Origin of the sequence: Xanthomonas albilineans (assembly GCF_002939705.1) — a bacterium.
Taxonomy (GTDB): domain Bacteria; phylum Pseudomonadota; class Gammaproteobacteria; order Xanthomonadales; family Xanthomonadaceae; genus Xanthomonas_A; species Xanthomonas_A albilineans.
The window spans coordinates 1-468 of sequence record NZ_MDCB01000097.1 but is presented as its reverse complement, the minus strand read 5'-3'; the positions used below and the strand labels follow the sequence as shown (position 1 = coordinate 468).

General features: G+C 58.3%; 1 protein-coding gene. It reads right to left on the bottom strand.

Annotated features, from left to right (window positions below):
- Positions 1-78 precede the first annotated feature (78 nt).
- Positions 79-468, bottom strand: a 390-nt coding sequence (locus tag XalbCFBP2523_RS16705; protein WP_158250803.1) for a hypothetical protein, incomplete at its 5' end; no start/stop codon positions are given.

The following is a 468-nucleotide window of genomic DNA, read 5'->3' as shown; positions in this document are numbered from 1 at the left end:
CATCGCCGGCATGGGCGATCTGTAGGGTGGTTGCCGCTGGCAACACGAAAGCCAAAGCAATGGCGATATGGGTGACTTTCATTGCGCGGACTCCTTGTTCTTAATTCCGAAAATGTTCTGGACGGAATTAATGCTAGGCTCGCTGTCCGATTCTTGCGATTGGGTATATGTCGCGGCCATCTGCATTTTCTTCAGCACCACTGCGGGGGTGTCGATTGGTGTCACATAATGGCCGCGATCGCCCTTTTTAACCCGCACTGCGCCTGCGTCGATGCTGGTGCCCACCAGGGCCTGTAACGTATTTGCGTGGGCCGACTGAGCCGACCCGTCGCTGGCGGCGTCCAGCACCACTTCTTTGCCTTCATCCAGCGCCTTGCGGGCCAGCTCCAGCATGGCGCGGCCTCCCTTGTCGGCATCGCCGATCACCAGGATGTCATAGTTACTTTCAGTGCCGGCCGGCAGAGATGC